This is a genomic window from Streptomyces sp. RK62 (genome assembly GCF_018070255.1).
Taxonomy (GTDB): domain Bacteria; phylum Actinomycetota; class Actinomycetes; order Streptomycetales; family Streptomycetaceae; genus Streptomyces; species Streptomyces nigra.
Genome location: NZ_JAGPYD010000003.1, coordinates 316,389 through 332,746, shown reverse-complemented (window position 1 = coordinate 332,746; position 16,358 = coordinate 316,389). Strand labels below are relative to the sequence as shown.

The 16,358-nt window shown below is 73.6% G+C and carries 17 protein-coding genes; 9 read left to right on the top strand and 8 right to left on the bottom strand.

Going from position 1 to position 16,358, the window contains the following annotated elements:
• Nucleotides 1–204 precede the first annotated feature (204 nt).
• Genes KBY32_RS07920 through hypA form a run of 8 tightly spaced genes read left to right on the top strand, consistent with a single transcriptional unit; the run spans nucleotide 205 to nucleotide 6,601 of the window.
• Nucleotides 205–1,698, top strand: a complete 1,494-nt coding sequence (locus tag KBY32_RS07920) for a hypothetical protein (protein WP_247689131.1) — start codon at nucleotides 205–207, stop codon at nucleotides 1,696–1,698.
• 1 nt (nucleotide 1,699) lies between these two features.
• Complete coding sequence (locus tag KBY32_RS07915; protein WP_210979384.1) at nucleotides 1,700–2,788, top strand: hydrogenase expression protein HypE; 1,089 nt, start codon at nucleotides 1,700–1,702, stop codon at nucleotides 2,786–2,788.
• Nucleotides 2,789–2,848: 60 nt separating this feature from the next.
• On the top strand, nucleotides 2,849–4,642 hold the full coding sequence (locus tag KBY32_RS07910; RefSeq protein WP_055619625.1) for a nickel-dependent hydrogenase large subunit: 1,794 nt from the start codon (nucleotides 2,849–2,851) through the stop codon (nucleotides 4,640–4,642).
• The gene (locus KBY32_RS07905; protein WP_210979383.1) at nucleotides 4,635–5,210 is read left to right on the top strand and encodes a NifU family protein; all 576 of its coding nucleotides are present in this window, start codon (nucleotides 4,635–4,637) and stop codon (nucleotides 5,208–5,210) included. Before KBY32_RS07910 ends, KBY32_RS07905 begins: the two co-directional genes overlap by 8 nt.
• Nucleotides 5,207–5,803 carry a DUF5947 family protein gene (locus tag KBY32_RS07900; protein ID WP_210979382.1) on the top strand — a complete coding sequence of 199 codons (597 nt, stop codon included), beginning with the start codon at nucleotides 5,207–5,209 and terminating at the stop codon, nucleotides 5,801–5,803. The genes KBY32_RS07905 and KBY32_RS07900 overlap by 4 nt, the downstream gene beginning before the upstream one ends.
• Before the next feature lie 36 nt (nucleotides 5,804–5,839).
• A complete protein-coding gene (locus KBY32_RS07895) occupies nucleotides 5,840–6,046 on the top strand; it encodes a hypothetical protein (protein WP_055619628.1) in 207 nt (68 codons plus the stop codon).
• A 47-nt stretch (nucleotides 6,047–6,093) separates the two neighbouring features.
• Nucleotides 6,094–6,243, top strand: a complete 150-nt coding sequence (locus KBY32_RS07890) for a hypothetical protein (protein WP_210979381.1) — start codon at nucleotides 6,094–6,096, stop codon at nucleotides 6,241–6,243.
• A 7-nt stretch (nucleotides 6,244–6,250) separates the two neighbouring features.
• The gene (gene hypA, locus KBY32_RS07885; RefSeq protein ID WP_055619630.1) at nucleotides 6,251–6,601 is read left to right on the top strand and encodes a hydrogenase maturation nickel metallochaperone HypA; all 351 of its coding nucleotides are present in this window, start codon (nucleotides 6,251–6,253) and stop codon (nucleotides 6,599–6,601) included.
• 54 nt (nucleotides 6,602–6,655) lie between these two features.
• Here the strand turns inward: hypA and hypE are convergent, their stop codons facing one another.
• From hypE to KBY32_RS07845, 8 genes are all read right to left on the bottom strand, one after another.
• Nucleotides 6,656–7,726, bottom strand: coding sequence for a hydrogenase expression/formation protein HypE (hypE, locus tag KBY32_RS07880; RefSeq protein ID WP_374224911.1), 1,071 nt, complete (start codon nucleotides 7,724–7,726; stop codon nucleotides 6,656–6,658).
• A complete protein-coding gene (gene hypD, locus KBY32_RS07875) occupies nucleotides 7,719–8,861 on the bottom strand; it encodes a hydrogenase formation protein HypD (protein ID WP_210979380.1) in 1,143 nt (380 codons plus the stop codon). The genes hypE and hypD overlap by 8 nt, the downstream gene beginning before the upstream one ends.
• Nucleotides 8,858–9,178 (bottom strand): HypC/HybG/HupF family hydrogenase formation chaperone, encoded by a 321-nt coding sequence (locus tag KBY32_RS07870; protein WP_210979379.1) that lies wholly within the window; start codon nucleotides 9,176–9,178, stop codon nucleotides 8,858–8,860. The genes hypD and KBY32_RS07870 overlap by 4 nt, the downstream gene beginning before the upstream one ends.
• A gap of 3 nt (nucleotides 9,179–9,181) precedes the next feature.
• Nucleotides 9,182–11,518 carry a carbamoyltransferase HypF gene (hypF, locus tag KBY32_RS07865; protein ID WP_210979378.1) on the bottom strand — a complete coding sequence of 779 codons (2,337 nt, stop codon included), beginning with the start codon at nucleotides 11,516–11,518 and terminating at the stop codon, nucleotides 9,182–9,184.
• The gene (gene hypB, locus KBY32_RS07860) at nucleotides 11,515–12,243 is read right to left on the bottom strand and encodes a hydrogenase nickel incorporation protein HypB (protein WP_210979377.1); all 729 of its coding nucleotides are present in this window, start codon (nucleotides 12,241–12,243) and stop codon (nucleotides 11,515–11,517) included. Before hypB ends, hypF begins: the two co-directional genes overlap by 4 nt.
• 49 nt (nucleotides 12,244–12,292) lie before the next feature.
• Nucleotides 12,293–12,880: a hydrogenase maturation protease gene (locus tag KBY32_RS07855; RefSeq protein ID WP_210979376.1), complete on the bottom strand. Its 588-nt coding sequence runs from the start codon at nucleotides 12,878–12,880 to the stop codon at nucleotides 12,293–12,295.
• On the bottom strand, nucleotides 12,877–14,559 hold the full coding sequence (locus tag KBY32_RS07850; protein WP_210979375.1) for a hydrogenase maturation protein: 1,683 nt from the start codon (nucleotides 14,557–14,559) through the stop codon (nucleotides 12,877–12,879). Before KBY32_RS07850 ends, KBY32_RS07855 begins: the two co-directional genes overlap by 4 nt.
• A gap of 151 nt (nucleotides 14,560–14,710) precedes the next feature.
• The gene (locus tag KBY32_RS07845) at nucleotides 14,711–15,223 is read right to left on the bottom strand and encodes a hypothetical protein (RefSeq protein WP_234350730.1); all 513 of its coding nucleotides are present in this window, start codon (nucleotides 15,221–15,223) and stop codon (nucleotides 14,711–14,713) included.
• Nucleotides 15,224–15,538: 315 nt separating this feature from the next.
• Between KBY32_RS07845 and KBY32_RS07840 the strand changes: the two genes are divergently transcribed.
• Nucleotides 15,539–16,333, top strand: coding sequence for an aminoglycoside adenylyltransferase domain-containing protein (locus KBY32_RS07840; RefSeq protein ID WP_210979374.1), 795 nt, complete (start codon nucleotides 15,539–15,541; stop codon nucleotides 16,331–16,333).
• The last annotated feature ends 25 nt before the right edge of the window (nucleotides 16,334–16,358 follow it).

Genomic DNA, 16,358 nt, shown 5'->3' with positions numbered 1-16,358 from the left:
GGGAGCCGGACGGTGCCTCGTCCGTACGAGGACGTGTTCCCCGCCTTCGAAGACGTGTTCCCCGCCCCGCCGGTTGCTCCCGAGGCGGATGGCTCCCTCCGTCACCCGAATGCCGCCTCCGGAGTGGGCCGGAGGGGCGAGGGCCGGTGCGCGGTGTTTCCGTGGTGGAAGGGATCCGCGTGCACCCGCACACGAGGAGGCAGCATGGCGGACGGACCGGCCGCGAGCACCGCCACGGCGGACGTCTCACCCCACGCCGAATTCGAGCAGGTCGGCGCGGTCGCCGACGCCGTGCTCTACGAGGGCTATCTGCTCTACCCGTACCGCCGGTCGTCCGCGAAGAACCGGGTCCGCTGGCAGTTCGGCGTGCTCTTCCCCCGCGACTGGGTGGAGGCCGACGAGCCCGTCACCCCCACCGTGTCCGGCTCCGCCGACTCCTGGTACCAGCGCACCGAGTGCCTGGCGCGGATCCGGCGGCCCGACGCCACGGTGCGGGTCCGGCTGCGGTACCTGCAGATGCAGCGCAAGCAGGTCCAGGAGACCGGCCCGGACGGGTACCGGGACGTGCCGTCGCTGCGCACCGGCGACGGGACCGTGCACCTGACCTTCGACGAGGCGGTGCCGCGCGAGGCCGAGGTGACCCTGCGTCTCGACGAGCGGGCCCACCACGGGACCACCGTGCCGGTCGGAGCGCCCGGCGGCACCGAAGTCGAGCCGTTGCCCGGGGACGCCGGGCGTGTGGTGCGCGTCCGCGAGGAGCTGCGCGGCAGCGTCACCGTCACCGCCGAGCGGCTCGCGCCGGATCTGGTACGGCTCCAGGTCCGCACCGCCCACACCGGGCTCGCCCCCGCCCCGCGGACCGCGCGCGACGAGGCCCTGCGCGGCGCGTTCATCGCCACCCACACGCTGATCGGCGGCGACGGCGTCGAGTTCGTCTCGCTGATCGACCCGCCCGCCGCCCTGCACGACCAGGTCCGCGCCTGCCGCAACGAGTTCACCTTCCCGGTCCTAGGGGGTGTCTCGTCCCTCGGCGGCGACCCGCCCACCGCACGCGTCCTGCTGTCCGCCCCGATCATCCTCCCCGACCACCCGCAGGTGGCGCCGGAGAGTCCGGGCGATCTGCACGACGCGGCCGAGATCGACGAGATCCTCACCCTGCGCACGATGCTGCTGACGGACGAGGAGAAGTGCGAGGCCCGCGCCACCGACCCGAGGGCCGCCGCGATCCTCGACCGGGTCGACACCATGCCGCCGGAGGTCTTCGCCCGGCTGCACGGCGCCGTCCGCTCCCTGACTCCGTCCCGCCCGGCCGCCCCACCGGGCGAACACCCGGCCACCCCGTCCGGCGAGCGCCCGGCCTGGTGGCAGGAAGGCGGCGACGACGGGCCGGCCCCGGCCACGGACACGGTGCTCGTCGACGGCGTGCCCCTCGGCGGCGGCAGCCGGGTGCGGCTGAGCCCCCGGGGCCGCGGCGCCGACGCGCAGGACATGTTCCTGGCCGGGCGGACCGCCGAGGTGGCCGCCGTCTTCCACGACGTGGACGGCAGCGTCCACCTCGCCGTCACCCTCGACGACGATCCCGCATCCGAACTGCACACCTGGTACGGCCGCTTCCACTACTTCCGGCCCGACGAACTCGAGCCGCTGGAGCCCGCAAGGGAGCCCGCACCGTCCGACACCCCCGCGGCGGAGGCATGACATGACGACGCACAGCAGCACCACCGAGGCCGCCGGCGAACCCGCGCGCGGCGAGGACCGGCAGGGCTTCGACGAGATCACCATCCTGTGGATCTCCGAGGGCATGAGCTGCGACGGCGACACGGTCTCCCTGACCGCCGCCGACCAGCCGTCCATCGAGGACCTGGTCCTTGGCCTGATCCCCGGGCTGCCGAAGGTGAACCTGGTCAACAAGGTGCTCTCGCCGAGCCTGGGCGGCGAGGACTTCCTCGCCCCCTACCGGGCCGCGGCCCGCGGCGACCTGACGCCGTTCATCCTCGTCATCGAGGGGTCCATCCCCAACCAGAACATCATCAAGGGCGACGGCTACTGGACGTCGTTCGGCAACGACCCGGAGACCGGCGAGCCGCAGACCCTGAACTCCTGGATCGACGACCTCGCCCCGCGCGCCTGGGCGGTGGTCGCCGCCGGCACCTGCGCCACCTTCGGCGGCATCCACGCCATGGCCGGCAACCCGACCGGCTCCATGGGCCTGGCCGACTACCTGGGCTGGGACTACCGCTCGCAGGGCGGCCTTCCCGTGGTGAACGTGCCCGGCTGCCCCATCCAGCCGGAGAACTTCATGGAGACCCTGATCTGGGTCCTCTACCACGCGGCCGGATCGGCGCCCCCGCCGCCGCTGGACCACATGCTGCGCCCGCAGTGGCTGTTCGGGCGGACCGTCCACGAGGGCTGCGACCGCGGCTCGTACTACGAGCAGGCGAACTTCGCGAAGGACTACAACTCGCCGAAGTGCCTCGTGAAAACGGGCTGTTGGGGTCCGGTCGTCAACTGCAACGTGCCGAAGCGGGGCTGGATGGCCGGCATCGGCGGCTGCCCGAACGTGGGCGGCATCTGCATCGGCTGCACGATGCCCGGCTTCCCCGACGCCTTCATGCCGTTCATGGACGAGCCGCCCGGCGGCACCCTGTCGTCGCTCGCCATCAAGCCGTACGGCGCCGTCATGCGCCGTCTGCGCGGGATGACCAACGAACTCGTCAACCACGAGCCGAAGTGGCGGCACAACAAGCGCAAGCTGACCAGCGGCTACGACCCGCGCTACCGGCCCTGACACCGGGTCACCACGCCGATCGACTCACCACCACACCGACAGCGAGGGGCAGTACCGCAGATGACGACCACCGAGGCCCGCGCGGCGGAGCGCAAGCCGCCACAGATCGTGGACATGTCCTGGGACCCCATCACCCGGATCATCGGGAACCTGGGTATCTACACGAAGATCGACTTCGCCAACCGGGAAGTCGTCGAATGCCACAGCACCTCGTCGCTGTTCCGCGGCTACTCGGTGTTCATGAAGGGCAAGGACCCCCGGGACGCCGGCTTCATCACCTCCCGCATCTGCGGGATCTGCGGCGACAACCACACCACCTGCTCCGACTACGCCCAGCAGATGGCCTACGGCGTCAAACCGCCCATGCTCGCCGAGCACATCGTCAACCTCGGCGAAGCCGCCGAGTACATGTTCGACCACACGATCTTCCAGGACAACCTGGTCTTCGTGGACTTCTGCGAGGCGATGGTCAAGGCCACCAACCCCGGCGTCCTGGCCCGCGCCGAACGCACCGCGGCGCCCCGCGGCGACATCCACGGCTACAGGACCATCGCCGACATCATGCGGGCCTTCAACCCCTTCGAGGGCGAGATCTACAAGGAGGCCCTGAAGGTCAGCCGGGTCACCCGCGAGATGTTCTGCCTGATGGAGGGCCGGCACGTCCACCCCTCCACGCTGTACCCGGGCGGCGTCGGCACGATGCCCCAGCCCACCGCGTTCACCGACTACCTCAGCCGGCTCATGCGGATCATCGACTTCATCAAGAAGGCCGTCGCCCTCAACGACGACGTCTTCGACTTCTTCTACGAGGCGCTGCCCGGCTACGAGGAGGTCGGCCGGCGCCGCGTCCTGCTCGGCTGCTGGGGCGCCTTCCAGGACCCCAAGGTCGTCGACTACCGCTACGAGACGATGAACACCTGGGGCAAGGCGATGTACGTCACCCCCGGCATCGTCGTCGACGGCGAACTCGTCACCAACAACCTCGTCGACATCAACCTCGGCCTGCGCATCATGCTCGGCAGCTCCTTCTACGAGGACTGGGTCAACGAGGAGCCCTTCGTCACCCGCGACCCGCTCGGCAACCCCGTCGACATGCGCCACCCCTGGAACCAGACCACCGTGCCGGTCCCGCAGAAGCGCGACTTCGACGGCAACTACAGCTGGGTGATGAGCCCGCGCTGGCTCGACCCGCGCACCGGCGACCACCTCGCCCTGGACACCGGCGGCGGCCCGCTGGCCCGGCTGTGGTCCACCGCGCTCAGCGGCATCGTCGACACCCCCTACGTCAAGGCCACCGGCGACAGCGTCCGCATCTCCCTGCCCAAGGGCGAGAGCCTGCCGGAGACCACCCTGGAGTGGCGCATCCCCAAGTGGAGCAACACCATCGAACGGGATCGCGCCCGGCCCTACTTCGTCGCCTACGCGGCCGCCATGTCGCTGCAGTTCCTGGAGGAGGCCATGGGCCTCGTCCGCTCCGGCGACACCAAGGTGTTCGAGAACTACGAGGTGCCCGACGAGGCGATCGGCTGCGGCTTCCACGAGGCGGTCCGCGGTGTCCTCTCCCACCACCTGGTGATCAAGGACAAGAAGATCGCCAACTACCACCCGTACCCGCCCACCCCGTGGAACGCCAGCCCCCGCGACATGTACGGCACCCCCGGCCCCTACGAGGACGCCGTGCAGGGACAGCCGATCTTCGAGGAGAACGGCCCCGACGACTTCAAGGGCGTCGACATCATGCGCACCGTCCGCAGCTTCGACCCCTGTCTGCCGTGCGGCGTCCACATGTACGTCGGCAAGGGCAAGACGCTCACCACGATGCACTCCCCGACCTATGGGGCCAACCATGGCTGACGCGGGTTCGGCCCGGCTGGCCGACCCGGACGTCGAGGCCCGCCTCGCCCGGCTCGACGTACTCCTGGAGGGCCTGGAGTCCACGCCCGGCCCCGTCACCCGCCCCGCCACCGAGGCCGTCGGCCTGCTGACCGAGGTCTACGGCGAGGCGCTGGCCCGCGTCCTGGACCTCGCCGACACCGCCCTCGCCGCACGCCTCGCCGACGACGAACTCCTCGGGCATCTGCTGGTGCTGCACGACGTCCACCCCGAGCCCGCCGAACGCCGGGCCGCCCGCGCCGTCGAACGGCTGCGCCCCGCCGTCCGCGAACGCGGCGGCGACGTCGAGTGGGCCGGCGTGGAGGGCGGCGTCGCCCGGGTACGGCTGACGACGGGCGGCGGCTGCGGCTCCGGATGCGGAGGCGGAGGTGGCAGCGGCGGGGTCGACGTCACCGACGCCGTACGGGCCGCCGTGCTCGCCGCCGCGCCGGAGCTGACGGGCGTGGAACCGGTGCCGGACCCCGAGGACCGGAGGCCCGCCCCGGCGTTCGTACCGCTGGCCACCCTGACCCACCGGGGCGCGCCGTGACCACCGGCGGCGCCCTGGCCCGGCTCATCCGCTCCACGGCCGCCCGGGCGGCGGCAGGGGACGCGGAGGTGTGCGAGCTGTGCGCGGCACCGGTCGCCGAGGAGCACCCCCATCTGCACGACGCCGAGGAGGAGCGGGTGCGCTGCGTCTGCGGCCCCTGCTCGGTGCTGTTCGACCGGGGCGGCGCGGGCGAGGGCCGGTACCGGCTGGTGCCCCGCCGCAGGGTGAGGCTGCCCGCGGTCGGCACGGACGTCCTCGGCGTGCCCGTCGGGCTCGTCTTCTTCGTGCCCCGCGCCGACGGAACGGTCACCGCCGAGGGACCGAGCCCGGCCGGGGCGATGCGCTGGGAGGTGGACGCGGCGGCCTGGCGGCGCCTCGCCGAGACGTGTCCGCCGCTCGCCGGCGTGGAACCCGAGGTGGAGGCCCTGCTGGTGAACACCGTGCACGGCGCCGACCACCACTGGATCGTGCCGGTCGACGACTGCTACCGCATGGTCGCCGTCATCCGCCGGCATTGGCGCGGTCTGTCCGGCGGCGGCGCGGTCTGGCCGGCCGTCGAACAGTTCTTCGCCGGCCTCACCGAGAGGTCGTGAGCGCGCCCCGGCGCGCGGACGAGGAAGGAGAACACCATGGGCAGCATCCGAGTCGGCAGGCCCCAGGCCAAGCCCGACACCCCCGGCCATGTGTCCGGCATGCACCAGGGCAACCACGGCCGCTACCAGGACCAGACGGGTCACCACCCGGACGGCACCTCCGACGCGCGCCGCTCCACCGGGATCCACTGGAAGCGGCACGACGCCCTGGTGGACGCGATGCCGAACATCTCACCGGGATGAACGAACGACGGGCGCACAGGTGCGGCGCCGGGAGCAAAGGAGCCGAGATGAGCGGAGAGCGCGTACTGAAGGCCGAGGCCGTCCTGCTGGGCGCCCTCGTGGTGGCCCTGCTGGTGTGGGAGCTGCCCAGCCTGCGGCGCGAGGCACGGATCTGGCGGATGGCGGGCGGCCTGCGCGCGGGCCGCCGCTACCCGTGAGCCGGCCGTGCACGAACTGTCGATCGCGACCGCGATCATCGAGCGGGCCGGTGAACTGGCCCGGGCCGACGGGACGGACACCGTGTCGGCGGTGACCGTCCGCGTCGGCGAACTGGCCGGAGTCGTCCCCGACGCCCTGGACTTCGCCTTCGAGGTGGCCCGCGACGGCACCGCCCTCGCCTCGGCGCGGCTGGTCGTCGAGCAGGTCCCCGCGCAGGCCTGGTGCGGGGAGTGCGCCGAGGAGTTCGCGGTCGGCATGCCGCCGTTCTTCTGGTGCCCGCGCTGCGACAGGCCCTCCTCGGACCTGCGCAGCGGTCGGGAACTGGAGATCACCGGGATCGAACCGGCCGTCACCTGACATACGAGGGCCCCGGCGGTGCGGGAACGCACCGCCGGGGCCCTCGCACGCCGCTCAGCAGATCCGCGGCAGCTGCTCGCCCAGCGGCAGGTCCACCACCCGGGTGCCGCCCAGCCCGGTCGCGACGACGACCATCCCGGGATGCTCGGCGACACACTCACCGATCACCACGGCCTCCGCCCCGTGCGGATGGGCCCGCATCGCCGCGAGGACCTCCTCCGCCGCCGACGGGGGCACGAAGGCGACCAGCCGCCCCTCGTTGGCCACGTACAGCGGGTCGAGCCCGAGGAACCCGCAGGCGTTGGCCACCGCGTCCGGCACCGGAACGGCCCGTTCGCTGAGCCGGACCCCCGTCCCGGAGGCGCGGGCGATCTCGTTGAGGGACGCGGCCAGCCCGCCCCGGGTGGGATCGCGCAGCACATGGACGTCCGGCGTGACGGCCAGCATGGCCGCGACCAGGTCAGCGAGCGGCGCGCTGTCGCTGATGACCTCGACACCGAACTCGAGGCCCTCCCGGACACTCATGATCGCCACGCCGTGCAGCCCGATCGGCCCGCTGACGATGACGACGTCACCGGGGCGCGCCCGCTGCGGCCGGATGTCCACCCCGGCGGGCACCAGACCCACGCCGGCGGTGGTGACGTACACCCCGTCGCCGTGGCCCGACTCCACGACTTTGGTGTCCCCGGTGGCGATGGTGACCCCGGCCGCCTCGGACGCGGCGCCCATGGCCCGCGCGATCCGCTCCACGACCGCCAGCTCCACGCCTTCCTCCAGGACGAACGCGGCGGACAGGTAGGCCGGCCGGGCCCCGCTCATCGCCAGGTCGTTGACGGTCCCGTTGACCGCGAGGTCCCCGAGGCAGCCACCGGGGAAGAACAGCGGCCTGACCACGTACGAGTCGGTGGAGAACGCCAGCCGGGCGCCCCCGAGTTCGAGGACGGCGGAGTCGGTGAGCGCGGCCAGCGTGCTGTTGCCGTACGCGGGGGTGAAGACCTGCTCCATCAGCTCCGCCGACAGCGCGCCGCCGCCCCCGTGCCCCATCACGACGACGGGCTGGTCGCGCAGGGGGGCGGGACAGGTCCAGGCGGCCGGGTCGACGACTTCGGCGAGACGCTCAGGCAACGGGGTTCATCTCCTCGGCCGCGGGCCGGGCGCCCCGCGCCGCGGGCGCGTTCATCCGGCGGTACAGGTAGTAGGCGGCGCAGGCGCCCTCGCTGGAGACCATCGTGGCGCCGAGCGGTGTGCGCGGGGTGCACGTCGTGCCGAACGCGGCGCACTCGGTCGGCTTGATCAGGCCCTGCAGCACCTCGCCGCTGCGGCACTCCGCCGGCTCCTCCGTGCGGATGCCGGCCACGTCGAAGCGGTGCTCGGCGTCGTACGCCCGGAAGGCCTCGCTCAGCCGCCAGCCGCTGGCCGGGATGGGCCCGATGCCCCGCCAGTTGCGGTCGGTGACCTCGAAGACCTCCTCGATCATCCGTACGGCCGCCGGGTTGCCGTCGTCGCGGACCGCGCGCGGGTAGGCGTTCTCCACCCGGTGCTCGCCCCGCTCCAGCTGCCGCACCGTGCGCCGGATGCCCTCCAGGATGTCCAGCGGCTCGAACCCGGTGACCACGACCGGCACCCCGAACCGGTCCGCGAGCCCCGGGTACTCGGCGGTCCCCATCACGCTGCACACATGCCCGGCGGCGAGGAAGCCCTGCACCCGGCAGGCCGGCGCCGTCATGATGGCCTCGATCGCCGGGGGGACCCGTACGTGCGAGACCAGCAGGCTGAAGTTGCCCAGCCCCTCGCGGCGGGCCCGGTGCACGGCCATGGCGTTCGCGGGGGCCGTCGTCTCGAAGCCGATGGCGAAGAACACCACCTGCCGGTCCGGGTTGCGGCGGGCCAGCTCCAGCGCGTCGAGCGGCGAGTACACCACCCGTACGTCACCGCCCTCGCCCTTCACCCGGAACAGGTCGCGGTCGGTGCCGGGCACCCGCAGCATGTCCCCGAACGAGCAGAAGATCACCCCGGGGCGGGCGGCGATGGCCAGCGCCTTGTCGATGACGTCCAGCGGCGTGACGCACACCGGACAGCCGGGGCCGTGGATCAACTCCACCTGCTCGGGCAGCAGCTGGTCGATGCCGTGCCGGATGATCGAGTGGGTCTGCCCGCCGCACACCTCCATCAGCGCCCAGGGTCGGGTGGCGGTCGCGCGGATCTCGTCCAGCAGCCGGCGGGCCAGCTCCGGGTCGTTGAACTCGTCGATGTACTTCACCGGGCCTCACTCCCGCTCTCCGGGCGCCCCGCGGGCGCGGGTTCGCCCGCCTCCCGGGCCGCCTGCTGCCAGGCGTCCCCGAACTCCTCCTCCAGCAGGCCCAGTTCCTCGAACAGCTTCAGCGAGGCCAGGGCGGACTCCTCGTCGAGGCGTTGCAGCGCGAAACCGACGTGCACGATGACGTACTCACCCACCCGTACGTCGGGCACGTACTCCAGGCACGCCTGTTTGCGCACCCCGCCGAAGTCGATGAGCCCGGTGAGCGGGTCGGAGCCGTCCTCGACGGCCACCACCTTGCCGGGCACTGCCAGACACATGCGTCACTCCTTCGTTCGTCGGTGCGCCGCGACCATCAGCTGGCCGAGGGCCAACCCGCCGTCGTTCGGCGGGACCTCGCCGTGCCGCAGCACCGTGAAGCCGTCCGCGGCCAGCAGCCGCGCACACTCCTCCTCCAGCAGCGCGTTGGCGAACACCCCGCCGCTCAGGGCGACCGTGCGCGGACCGGCGTCCTCGCGGACGTGCCGGCACTGCTCGGCCACGGCCCGCGCGACACCGCGGTGGAAGCGGGCGGCGAGCACGGGGACGGGCGTGCCCGCCCGCAGACCGGCGACGAGCGCGCGCAGCACGGGCGCGGGGTCGCACAGGCCCCCGGCCACCCCGAACGCGTACGCCTCGTCGTCGGCGTCCCAGGCCGTGGTCGCCGCCGCCTCCAGCTCGAGCGCCGCCTGCGCCTCGTACTCGGCGCGATGGCAGATCCCCACCAGGGACGACACCGCGTCGAACAACCGGCCCATGCTGGAGGTCGCCGCACACGCCACGTCCCGCGTCAACTGACGTTCCAGCAGCGCGAGTTCGTCGGACTCGCAGGCGGCGACACACGGCAGGTCCGGCTCCCACCGCACGCCCGCCGCCCACAGCCGCGCCAGCGCCAGCCGGCAGGGATTGGCCACCCCGGCGTCCCCGCCGGGCAGCGGCGCCGGGGTGAGATGGGCGAGACGCCGGTAGCCGCCGTACCCGGCGAGCAGGAACTCGCCGCCCCACACGGTGCCGTCGTCGCCGTACCCGGTGCCGTCGAACGCGACCCCGATCACCGGCTCGGTGCCGTCCAGCCCGTGCTCGGCCATCGCGGAGGCGATGTGTGCGTGGTGGTGCTGCACGAACACCGGTGAGCGCAGCCCCGTATGGGCGGCCTGCAGCCGGGCCCACCGCGCCGAGTGGTACCCGGGATGCCGGTCGGCGGCGACCACCTCGGGAGCCACGCCGGTCAGATGCCGCATGTGCGCGTCGGCCCGGCCGGCCGCCTCCAGGGTGGCCAGCTCGCCCATGTCGCCGATGTGCGGCCCGAACCACGCCAGATCGCCCTCGCCGACACACAGCGCGTTCTTCAGGTCACCGCCCACTGCGAGCGCCGGCCGCACCGGCACGGGCAGCCGCAGCGGGCGCGGGACGTACCCGCGGGAGCGGCGCAGCACCTGCTCGGTGCCGTCGCTGCGCACCCGTAGCAGCGAGTCGTCGCACGGCGAGGCGATGGGCCGGTCGTGCGCGAGCCAGGCGTCCGCGAGGCCCGCCAGCCGGGTCAGGGCCTCCTCGTCGTCCGTGACGATCGGCTCCCCGGACCGGTTGCCGCTGGTCATCACCAGCACCCGGGGCCCCGGCGGGTCGCCCGGCAGCCCGAACAGCAGGGTGTGCAGCGGGGTGTACGGCAGCATCACCCCGAGGTGCGGACTGCCGGGGCAGACGCCGGGCGCGAGCGGCTCGTCCGCCCCGCGCCGGCGCATCAGGACGATCGGCCGCCGGGGGCCGGTCACGGCGGCCAGCTCGGCCGCCGAGGGCTGCGCCACCCGCCGTACGGCATCGGTGTCGGCGCACATCACGGCGAACGGTTTCCCGCCGCGCTCCTTGCGGGCCCGCAGCGTGTCCACGGCCCGGGCGTCGGCCGCGTCGCACGCCAGGTGGTAGCCGCCGAGACCCTTCACGGCGACGATCCGCCCGCCCGCCAGCAGCGCCCGGGCCAGCGTCAGCGCGTCCCCGTCCCGGGCGGCCCGCACCCCGCTGCCGGGGGCCGGCTCCAGACGCAGCAGGGGACCGCAGTCCGGGCAGGCCACCGGCTGGGCGTGGAAGCGGCGGTCGCCGGGATCGCGGTACTCCCGGGCGCACGCCGTGCACATGGGGAAGCCGTCCATGGTGGTGACGGCCCGGTCGTAGGGCAGGCCCGTGGCGATGGTGAAGCGGGGGCCGCAGTGGGTGCAGGTGATGAAGGGGTGCCGGTGGCGGCGGTCCTCCGGATCGGCCAGCTCACGCAGACAGGCGTCACAGGTCGCCGTGTCGGGTGGGAGGAGCGTGCGGCCGGGGGAGCGGTCGGTGGAGCGGATGGTGAAGGTGTCGTCGGCGCCGGTGACCGGCAGGTCCTCGACCTCGACGCCGGTGACCGCCGCCAGCGGGGGCGGCTCGGCCGCCAGCCGGTCGCACAGCCGCTCGACGCCGTCCGGCAGGCCCTCCACCTCGATGAGCACTCCGTTCGCCGTGTTGCTGACGAAGCCGGCCAGCGCGAGATCGGTGGCCAGACGATGCACGAACGGCCGGAATCCCACCCCCTGCACGGTGCCGCGCACGACGACACGGCGCCGCACCGACCCGTTGCCGACGGGCGCCGTCACGCGACCGGGCCCGCCGCGTGGGTGTGGCTGTGCGGCCGGGGCGCGAGGGGAGGCGAGTGCACCGGGGCGCCGTCCCGTACGGCGAGCACCCGCTCCAGCAGGGTGTCGACGCCGTCCCCGGTGCGGGCGCAGGACCGCAGCACCTCGACCCCGGGGTTGACCCTGCGCACATGCTCCTCGAAGGCGGCCGCGTCGAAGCCGGCCGGCTCCGCCAGATCGGACTTGGTCAGCACCACCAGATGCGCCGAACCGAACGCGGTGGGGTACTTCAGCGGCTTGTCCTCGCCTTCGGTCACCGCCATGAGCACGATCCGCAGGCTCTCCCCGAGGTCGTAGGAGGCCGGGCAGACCAGGTTGCCGACGTTCTCCACGAACAGCAGCGAGGTGCCCTCGGGCAGCCAGGACTCGACGTGCCCGCGCAGCTGACGGGCCTCCAGATGGCAGAGCCCGTCGGTGAGGAGCTGCTTCACGGGGGCGCCGGAGCGGGCGAGGCGCCGGGCGTCGTTCTCGGTGGCCAGGTCGGCGGTGAGCGCGGCCACCGGGACGCCCTGCTCGACCGCCCGGGCGAGGACGCGGCCCAGCAGCTCGGTCTTGCCGCTGCCCGGACTGGACAGCAGGTTGACCACGCTGACCCCGCGCCCGGTCAGCTCCTCGCGCAGGTGCGCGGCCAGACCGTCGTTCCTCGCCAGGACGGCCCGGCCGACCTCGTCCACGGACTCACACATCGGCGCTGCTCCTCGCGGTCGGTGGGGGAGGGACCGGGGTGCCGGTCCGCTACCGATCCTCCGCGCCCCCGGCCGCCGTCGGCCGGACCCCGGCCGGGGACAGGGCGGGGGATTCGTCCGGGCGGCGCAACGCGGGCGTCGCCGCGGGGTCGGCGAGCAGCACCGGGACCAGGTGGTGCAGGGCCTCCACCGCGTGCCGTACCGCCGTCAGGACCGTCGCGCTCATGCCGGGCGTGATGTCCTCGTCGCCGCGCGGGACCCGTTCGGGCTCGCAGGCGAGGACGAGGACCCGGGGGAGCGGTTCGTCGCCCAGGTGGGCGGCGAGCGCCAGGACCTTCGCCGGATCCATGCCGTGCGCCTCGGGGGGCGGCCCGCCGCGCGTGCCGTCGGGGAGGTCCGGCTCGATGAGCGACAGGGTGCCCGGGGTGTGGCCCCGGACCGCCGCGTCGACCAGGAGGGCGGTGTCGTAGCCGTCGAGCAGGGTGTAGGCGAGGTCGAGCCCGCGGATGCCGAAGTCCCGGACCGTCGCCCCGGACGGCAGGGGCCTCTCGTCCAGGGCGCGGATCACCTCCGGGCCGAAGGCGTCGTCCGCGAGAAAGATGTTCCCGACCCCCGCCACCAGCACCCGTCCGCTCATCGCGCGCCCGCCGGCTGCTTGCGTACGAACGCCGACCGCAGGGCGTGGTACGGGGCGCGCGGGTCGAAGAAGATCGCCCGCATCCGGGCGAGCTCGTCCCGGCGGTACTCGGCGAGCGGCTGCCGTTTCTCGTCGGCCTGCCGGGCCGCCGCCTTGGCCTCGATCCGCCGCTCCAGGTCCCGGTCACCGGCGAGCGCGGCGGCCAGCCGGTCCACCTCGGCGCCGAACTCCTGCGGTGGCGTGGCCACCAGACGGTCCACCAGGCCGATCCGCGCGGCGGTCGCGGCGCTCACCGGGAAGGCCTCGGTGGTCAGCCGGTGCGCCGTCTCGACGCCGACCCGGCGCGGCAGCGAGTACGTCCAGAACTCCGAGCCGTACAGGCCCATCCGGCGGTAGTGCGGGTTGAGGACGGCGCCGGAGCGGCACCACACCTCGTCGGCGGCGAGGGCGAGCATGACCCCGCCGGCCGCCGCGTTGCCGCCCAGGGCCGCCACCACCAGCCGGTCGGTGGTGCGCAGCACGGCCTCGACCAGGTCGTCCATGGCGTTGAGGTTCGACCAGGACTCGCCCGCGCTGTCCGGCGCCGCCTCGATGACGTTCAGATGGATGCCGTTGGAGAAGAAGTCACGGGCGCCGCCGAGCACCAGCAGCCGGGTCGGCCGGGTGAGGGCGTACCGGTAGGCGGCGTGCAGCCGGCGGCAGTGCTCGGTGCTCATCGCGCCGCCGGGGAACGAGAAGCGCAGGAAGCCGACGTCGCCGCGCTGCCGGTAGCGGATGTCGGTGAAGGTGGTGCGGTCGGCGGGCAGTTCGAGGGGCGCGGCCATCTCCGGGAGCCGCGGCTCGGCGGGCCGCTGGAAGGAGTCCAGTACGGAGGCGGCGGGGCGGCGGAAGGGCGCCGGGTCGCCGGACGCCTTGCGGGGGCGCAGCTCGGGGATCCAGACCGCGCCGTCCACGGTGGCCCGGCAGATCGCCCCGGCGCGGGTCGCCAGCAGCTCGCCGGGTCGTCCCCGCAGCCGGTCCTCGGGGTGCCCGCCGTGCAGGAACAGCTCACGGCCGAGGAGTTCGTCGAGGACTCCGGGCTGGGAGTCGGCGCCGCGCAGCTTGCGCACCACGGTCCGGGTGTCGTCCCGGTCCCAGTCGATCCGCCGCTGCTCCTGGCGGAAGGCGTCGCGCCACAGCACCCGGATCGAGGGGTCGGTCTGGGGCTTCGGCTTGAACGATCCTTCGGCGTACCGGCGCACGGCCTGCAGTACGGCGGCGGAGGCGGCGTCGGACATCTCGCCCCGGTACAGGTCGCTCTTGCCGACCTCGGGCACGGGGAACGTCTCGGCAGCCCACACGGCGCCCGCGTCCATGGCCGCCTCGGCCTGCAGGACGGTCACGCCCCAGTGGGTGGCCCCGTCGGCGATGGCCCAGTCCAGGGCGGACGGCCCGCGGTCCCCCGGCGGACCGGGGTGCACGACGAGACAGGTGTGCTCCCGCCACACGTCCTCCGGCAGGGCCGTCTTCAGCATGGGGGCGACGATCAGTTCCGGGCGGGTCGCGCGGACCGCGGTCCGTACCGCCTCGTCGCCCTGCGAGGCGAGGACGACGTCCACCCGGTGCCCTTGGTCGGACAGTTCCGCGTACACGCGCTGGGACAGGCTGTTGAACGCACTGGCGACGAGCAAGATCTCCATGACCGGGCATGTTCGTCCCTTTGTCCAGGGGCGAGAAGGACCACGGCGGCGTTTCGCCGCCCCCTGGCCGGTCTCTTGCTCCATACGGCTCGCTTTCGTCACCGTGCCCCGCCCGGGAGAGGGGTCCCGCGCGGGGCCGGCGGTCACGCGGTCAGGCGCAGAGCACCCGGGTCTCCGGTGTGAAGACCGGGCCCCCGCTGGTGCTGGTCGCGTCGCTGAACTCGGCGTAGTAGTACGAGTAGAAGCCGATGTTGCCGTTGCAGCCGGAGTCGGCGGCGATCTGGAGCGTCAGTGTGACGGTGCGGCTCTGGCCGGGCGGCACGGTCGCCCCGTAGTTCGTGCCCAGGTTGGCGGGCCCGGTGCCGGCGCACGGCGTGCTGCCCGCGGCCGTGGCGAGGGTGCAGCCGGTGAAGCTGTACTTCAGGTCGGGGCGCTGGGTGGTGAGCCAGGTCGGCTCGATCGTCTGGTAGACGAACAGGACGTCGTACGTCTTGTTGTTGGTGAGCGTCATCGAGAGCTGCACCGTGCCGCCGGGCGTGGTCGTCGCGGCGTCGGTGGCGAAGGTCAGGGCCGCCGGTGCGGGGTCCGCCGCGCTCGCGCTCGGGGCGAGCCCGAACACGGCCAGCAGGAGGGCGAGGACGGTGGTGAGACCCAGGCGTCTCATACGTGGTGATCGCATGGCCCGGGAGGCTAGGCAGGCGTCACGCGCACCGTCTGCCCCGCGCCGGGCACCCCGGCTTGATGTGTCTGTCATGTGGAGGAGGCGTGATGGCGATGTGAAGGCGTGGGCGGGGTGGCGAACGCGCAGGGCAGACCGAGGGTTCCGGGTGGAGGCCCGGCCGTGGGCTCCCGCGCGCCGCCTGTCGTGTCGTACGCCGATATTGGCCGGAACCGGGACACCGGCGCCACCGGAACGAACGGACCGGACCGATGCCTATCGGGCATGCGGCGGTTTCCGGCCGCACGGAACACTGGGCCCATGACCCCGACCCTCGTGGACCCGCACGCCGTCCCCGCCGTGCTGCGGCCCTACTTCACGGAACTGGTCCGCCGAACGCACCGCCTGTGCGGCGCGCGCCTGGTGAGCGCCGTCGCCGTCGGTTCCGTCGCGCTCGGCGACTACCGGCACGGCCGCAGCGACATCGACGTCACCGTCGTACTGGACGGGACACCGCCCGCCTCCCTGCTGCTGGACCTCGCCGCCGAACTCGCGCACCCCGCACTGCCCTGCCCGGCGGCGGGACTCGAACTCGCGGTGTACGACGCCGGGTTCGCGGCGGGGCCGTCCGGTGACGCCGGTTATCTGCTGGACCTCAACACCGGGCCGCTGCTGCCCTCACGCGTGAGCCTCGACCCGGGGGAGTCCCCGGCGTTCTGGTACGTCATCGACCGCTCGGTCGCCCACCAGGCCGGACGGACGCTGTACGGGGCGCCCGCGCGCGAGGTGATCGCCGAACCCGCCCGCGCCGATCTGCTCGCCGCGATCCGCGCCTCCGTCCGGGAGCACGGCACCGGCGACGGGCACCTCGCGGACAACCGGGTCCTCAACGGCTGCCGGGCCGTGCGCCACCGCCGGACCGGACGCTGGGAGCCCAAGCGGGCAGCGGCCCGTGCGGTCGCGGCCGCAGAGGAGCGCTTCCGCCCGCTCGTCGAGGCCGCCCTGCGCAGCTACGAGCAGCCGTCCCGTACGGCCGCGGTCCCGCTCCCCGCCGAGCGGGTGCGGGAGTTCCTGGCCTGGGTCGCCGGGCAGGTGGCCGGGGCGGACGCTCCGTAGTGGAGGTCCGTCCCGGCCTTGCGGC